5 protein-coding genes are annotated in these 5,452 nt (G+C 64.4%); all 5 read left to right on the top strand.

Annotation, left to right across the window (positions count from 1 at the left end; all coding sequences use genetic code 11):
- The first annotated feature begins 107 nt into the window (after positions 1–107).
- The 5 genes from ABC977_RS17810 (at position 108) to ABC977_RS17790 (ending at position 5,260) form a co-directional block, all read left to right on the top strand.
- A complete protein-coding gene (locus ABC977_RS17810) occupies positions 108–1,223 on the top strand; it encodes a polyamine ABC transporter substrate-binding protein (protein WP_369668622.1) in 1,116 nt (371 codons plus the stop codon).
- 28 nt (positions 1,224–1,251) lie between these two features.
- Positions 1,252–2,388, top strand: a complete 1,137-nt coding sequence (locus ABC977_RS17805; protein ID WP_369668621.1) for an ABC transporter ATP-binding protein — start codon at positions 1,252–1,254, stop codon at positions 2,386–2,388.
- A 9-nt stretch (positions 2,389–2,397) separates the two neighbouring features.
- A complete protein-coding gene (locus ABC977_RS17800) occupies positions 2,398–3,315 on the top strand; it encodes an ABC transporter permease subunit (RefSeq protein WP_369668620.1) in 918 nt (305 codons plus the stop codon).
- Positions 3,312–4,106: an ABC transporter permease subunit gene (locus ABC977_RS17795; RefSeq protein WP_369668619.1), complete on the top strand. Its 795-nt coding sequence runs from the start codon at positions 3,312–3,314 to the stop codon at positions 4,104–4,106. Before ABC977_RS17800 ends, ABC977_RS17795 begins: the two co-directional genes overlap by 4 nt.
- 512 nt (positions 4,107–4,618) lie before the next feature.
- The gene (locus ABC977_RS17790; RefSeq protein ID WP_369668618.1) at positions 4,619–5,260 is read left to right on the top strand and encodes a DUF2026 family protein; all 642 of its coding nucleotides are present in this window, start codon (positions 4,619–4,621) and stop codon (positions 5,258–5,260) included.
- Positions 5,261–5,452 lie beyond the last annotated feature (192 nt).

The raw sequence follows: 5,452 nt of genomic DNA, 5'->3' as shown, positions 1-5,452 counted from the left end.
GGTTCGATCCGCACTGGGATTTCCATCGGTTTTCCAGTAGCATTCGCGCGTTTTTGCGGCGACCGATCCCCGCATCCCGCCACCCCTGGCTACGGGAGGAACCCTCGATGGTCAACCCCATCCGTTCGCACCGCTGGGCCGCCTTGATCCTGGTCACCGTCCTGCTGTTCGCACCGGCGGTTCCCTCGGCCCTGGCGCAGACCCTGAACATCTACAACTGGAACGACTATTTCGCCGGCGACACGCTGGCCAATTTCCAGGCGCGAACCGGGATCCGCCCGATCCTGGATCTGTATGACGCCAACGAGGTGCTCGAAGCCAAGCTGTTCGCCGGGCGCAGCGGCTACGATGTCGTCTTCCCGACGATGCGGCCGTTCGCGGCGCGCCATATCCAGGCGGGCCTATATCGGCCGCTCGACAAGGACCGGCTACCGGGTCTCGACCGTTTGGACCCGACTATCATGGCTAGTCTCGCCTCGGCCGACCCCGGCAACGCCCATGTCGTCCCCTACATGTGGGGCACCACTGGGCTCGGGCTGAACGTCCGGAGGGTCAAAGAGATTCTCGGCGAGGACGCACCGCTCGACACCTGGGGGCTGATTTTCGATCCGGCCAACGCCGAGCGCCTCGCTGGTTGCGGGATCAGTCTGCTCGATGACCCGGCCGAGGTGATCCCGGCCGCGCTCATCTACCTCGGCCGCGACCCGCACAGCCTTGCGCGCGAAGATCTGGACGCGGTGCGCGGGTTGCTCGACGCCATCTACCCGTTCCTGCGTAACATCCACTCCTCGCAGTACATCAGCGACCTGGCCAACGGCGAGCTGTGCGTCGCCCACGGCTATTCCGGGGACGTGCTCCAGGCCCAGACCCGCGCCGAAGAGGCCGGTGGCCGCGTCGAGATCGCCTACCTGATCCCGCGCGAGGGGGCCGTGCTCTGGACCGACGTGATCGCGATCCCGAAGGACGCGCCGAACCCGGACGCGGCGCACGCCTTCATCGCCTACCTGCTCGAGCCCGAGGTGATCGCGGCGATCTCGAACTACGTCTTCTACGCAAACCCGAACCTCGCCTCCAAGCCCTATCTGGATCCGGGCTTGCGCGATGACCCCGGCATCTACCCGCCGGCCGAGGTCCATGAGCGCCTGGTCACGCCCGCGCTGCGCTCCGAGCGCGAGCTGCGCGAGCTGAACCGCTTCTGGACGCGCGTCAAGGCCCAACGCTGAGTCTGGCCCGCGAGGCCGGCATCCGTCGATGAGCGTCGCGATCGACCGCCGCGCGCTGGAGCCCTGGCAGGACCCCGGCGCCGTGCCCTTCGTGCGCATCGACCGCGTGACCAAGCAGTTCGGTGATGTCTACGCGGTCGACGATGTCTCGCTGTCGATCTTCCGGGGCGAGTTCTTCTCGCTGCTCGGCAGCTCCGGCTGCGGCAAGAGCACATTGCTGCGCCTGCTCGCGGGCCTGGACTACCCCTCGAGCGGCCGGATCTTCATCGATGGCGCCGATGTGACCGACATCCCGCCCTATCACCGGCCGGTCAACATGATGTTCCAGTCCTACGCGCTGTTCCCGCACATGACGGTCGAACAGAACGTCGAGTTCGGGCTCAAGCAGGAACGGATGCCGCGCCGCGAACGGGCCGAGCGGGTCGGCGAGATGCTCGATCTGCTTAGGATCTCGGAACTTCGCAAACGCAAGCCAGATCAGCTCTCCGGCGGCCAGCGCCAGCGGGCGGCGCTGGCCCGCAGCCTGGCGAAGCACCCGAAGCTGCTGCTGCTCGATGAACCCCTCGGGGCGCTCGACAAACGGCTGCGCGAGAACACCCAGTTCGAGCTCGTGAACCTCCAGGAGCGGATCGGGACCACCTTCGTGACCGTGACCCACGATCAGGAAGAGGCGATGACGATGTCCAGCCGCATCGCGGTCATGGAGGCGGGACGCATCCTGCAGATCGATACCCCGACCGGGATCTACGAGTTCCCGAGCAACCGCTTCGTCGCCGAGTTCATCGGCTCGGTGAACCTGTTCGAGGGCCGGGTCATGCAGCGTGACGGCGATCTGGTCACGGTCGAGACGCGGCTCGGCCGGCCGATGCAGATGCGCTGCCCCGCCCCGCTGGCCCTCGGCAAACCGGTCACGATCGCGATCCGCCCCGAGAAGATCCGGCTCAGCGCGGCCTATCGCGACGACGCGGTGAACCAGATCCGCGGCACCGTCGAGGACATCGCCTACCTCGGCGACGTCTCGATCTACCATGTCCGGACCGGCCCCGACCAGGTCACGCGGATGACGCTGGCCAACATCCAGCCCCATACCGAGCAGGCACTGACCTGGGGCCAGGAGGTCGCGATGGAATGGTCGCCGACCAGCGGCGTCGTGCTGACCGACTGAGCACCTGCGATGCCGCCCACCGCGCACCCCCGGCGGCCCGGCCGCCGCCTCAGCCGGCTCGTCAACATCGGCATCCCCTATCTGTGGCTCGGCATCTTCTTTCTGTTGCCGTTCGTGATCGTGCTGCAGATCAGTCTGGCCGAGCCGCGGCTCGCGCAACCGCCGTATACGGCCCTGGTCGAATGGCTCGGCGACGGGGTGATGACGATCCGCATCGACCTGCAAAACTACCTGCTGGTCCTGTCGGACGACATCTACTTGGTCGCCTTCATGAATTCGCTGAAGGTGGCCTTCTTCTGCACGCTGCTGTGCTTGCTGATCGGCTACCCGATGGCCTATGCGATCGCGACCGCCCCGTCGCGTTGGCGCATCCCGTTGCTGATGCTGATCATCCTGCCCTTCTGGACCTCGTTCCTGATCCGCGTCTACGCCTGGATCGGGATCCTGCAGACCAGCGGCTTCTTGAACAATTTTCTGCTGTGGCTGGGCCTGATCGACGAACCCCTGGCGATCCTCTACACCCAGACCGCGATCTACATCGGGATCGTCTACTCTTATCTGCCGTTCATGATCCTGCCGCTGTACGCGAACCTAACGCGGCTCGACCGCACGCTGCTCGAGGCCGCGGCCGATCTCGGCTGCCGACCCTTCCGGGCCTTCCTGCGCGTCACCTTGCCGCTGTCGCGCGCCGGCATCATCGCCGGCTGCATGCTGGTCTTCATCCCGGTCGTCGGCGAGTTCGTGATCCCGGACCTGCTCGGCGGGCCGGATACGCTGATGGTCGGCCGGATGCTCTGGACCGAGTTCTTCTCGAACGTCGACTGGCCCCTGGCCTCCGCGCTCGCAATCCTGCTGCTGGGGCTGTTGGTGATCCCGTTCGTGCTGATGCAGCGCTGGCAACTGGCCGCCGAGGATCCTGACCGATGAGACGAGGTCGCTGGCCACTGTTCACGATCCTGGCCTTCGGCTACGCCTTCCTGTACATCCCGGTCGCGCTGCTGATCATCTACTCGTTCAACGAGTCACGACTGGTCACCGTCTGGTCCGGCTTCTCGACCAAATGGTATGTCGAGCTCTTTCGCAACCAGCAACTGCTGGAGGCCGCCTGGCTCAGCATCCGAATCGCCGCGGTCAATGCCACCTTCGCGGTGTTGCTCGGCACGCTGGCCGCGAATGCGCTGGTCCGCCACCGCCGCTTTCGCGGCCGCGGCGGCTTCGAGCTGCTGCTCACGGCCCCGCTGGTCATGCCGGACGTGATCATCGGCCTGTCCCTGCTGCTGCTCTTCGTCGCGCTCCAACAGGGGATCGGCTGGCCCGACGGGCGCGGCTTCACGACCATCACGATCGCCCACATCACCTTCAGCCTCGCCTACGTCGCCGTCGTCGTCCGCGCCCGTCTGAGCCAACTCGATCGCTCGCTCGAAGAGGCCGCGATGGATCTGGGCGCCCGGCCCCTGACCGTCTACCTGCGGATCACGCTGCCGCTGATCGCACCGGCGCTGCTGTCCGGCTGGCTGCTCGCCTTCACGCTGTCACTCGACGACCTGGTCATCGCGAGCTTCGTCTCCGGCCCCGGCTCGACGACACTGCCGATGGTCGTCTATTCGAGCGTCAGGATGGGGGTCTCACCCCAGATCAACGCGCTCGCCACGCTGATCGTCGCGTTCGTCGCGCTGGCCGTGCTCATCGCGACCCTCGCGCTGCGCCGCCCACAGTGACAGCGGAAAAGGAAGAAGCCGGCGAGCGCGTCCCCTTCGATGGCTATCCGTGCCCAACGTACCGCACCGGCCGGCTGCGCGTGATCGCGCGCCTGAGTGCTCCGCACCGCGACCGTGGGGCACCATGCGCCTCTGAAGCCGGCCGCGCCGCGGTCTCCCGACGACCCGACCGGCACGGGTCAGTGCCAGCGCTCGCCCAAAACTCGCCAAATAGACTAAGATTCGCCGCAGAGACCCGGCTTTCTCCCCTGAAGGACCGATGCCGATGCCCTTGATCACGCCGCCTGCCCCGGCTCCACCCCTGGCCGCGCCCACACGCCGTTGCCGCGCGCACCAGCCGCGCCAATACAATTCCCTCTTCCTACCGAGTGCCCGCGCCGGCCGCCACACCGTGCCGGGAGCGGATTAGTCCAACAACCGTTTATCTGGTCTGCGCGCAGGAGCCCCTCGGCAGCATGCAGCCTCGGCGCCGCAGGCAGACCAGATAAACGCTTAGTCCTTAGAGGGCGGGTATGAGCGGGAGTCGTCCACTGATTACGCTGCGCGACTACGAAAGGATTTTTCGCGTTATTCATGCGCTTCTCAAGAATGAGAACGCAACACTGACGAAGTCGTGTCTTTACTTCGGCTTTATTGGTGCTGCAATTCTCCGGGAGCGGCTCGCGACTCCAGCCGATGCCGCGGTGGGTTTGGGTATGTACAAGCTTGACGACTCGGGCAACATCATGACCTTCGGAAAGCGATTGGCTGACGGACGCATCGAGTCGTGCGCTGACGGGTTTCATTGCTGGGTGAGAGCCAACGGATGGTTTGTCGACTTCTCGGCGCCGCTCTTTCAAGAAATGTACGCCGAGCAAGGAGTGCGACTGGAGACCCCCAGGAAGATGTATCAACGGAACATAGACTCGATCGCGACGGATCCAAGCGAACTTAGAAATCCAGGCGATGCGCTGCTTATCGAGAATCCTGTATTGACAGAATATTACCGGAGGCATCGGGCGCAACATCCCATGAATGAAGATCTGGAGAATTTAGCAGTAAATTGGTTCCGGAAAACGCCGAAACGAATCAATACCAGCATCAGGGTGGGCAACCAAAAAGGCGAGGTTGTGGCCGTCACGCTTTCCAAATATAGGGTGTCGGGCTGGTGGTAGTGACACATTCCTCTAACACGACGCTCAACGCGACTGGTTCCCGCTTCGCGCCACCCGGCGCGTTAGCTACGCGTTAGGCATAAAGTAGGTGAGCAATGTCCGTGCAGAAATTCATTTTTACCGAAAAGCTTGTTGAATACCTCGACCAAGAAGCCGGCAGCTTACTCTCGTCGAAGAAAATCTACGATATTG

Source organism: Thioalkalicoccus limnaeus (assembly GCF_041197575.1).
Classification (GTDB): domain Bacteria; phylum Pseudomonadota; class Gammaproteobacteria; order Chromatiales; family Chromatiaceae; genus Thioalkalicoccus; species Thioalkalicoccus limnaeus.
Note: the sequence above shows the minus strand (reverse complement) of the source record. Positions and strands in the feature narration are given on the sequence as shown.

What these genes read in the sequence shown, in the direction of transcription:
- ABC977_RS17810 (WP_369668622.1), top strand. Translation starts at nt 108, where the DNA reads ATGGTCAACCCCATCCGTTCGCACCGCTGGGCCGCCTTGATCCTGGTC.
- ABC977_RS17805 (WP_369668621.1), top strand. Translation starts at nt 1,252, where the DNA reads ATGAGCGTCGCGATCGACCGCCGCGCGCTGGAGCCCTGGCAGGACCCC.
- ABC977_RS17800 (WP_369668620.1), top strand. Translation starts at nt 2,398, where the DNA reads ATGCCGCCCACCGCGCACCCCCGGCGGCCCGGCCGCCGCCTCAGCCGG.
- ABC977_RS17795 (WP_369668619.1), top strand. Translation starts at nt 3,312, where the DNA reads ATGAGACGAGGTCGCTGGCCACTGTTCACGATCCTGGCCTTCGGCTAC.
- ABC977_RS17790 (WP_369668618.1), top strand. Translation starts at nt 4,619, where the DNA reads ATGAGCGGGAGTCGTCCACTGATTACGCTGCGCGACTACGAAAGGATT.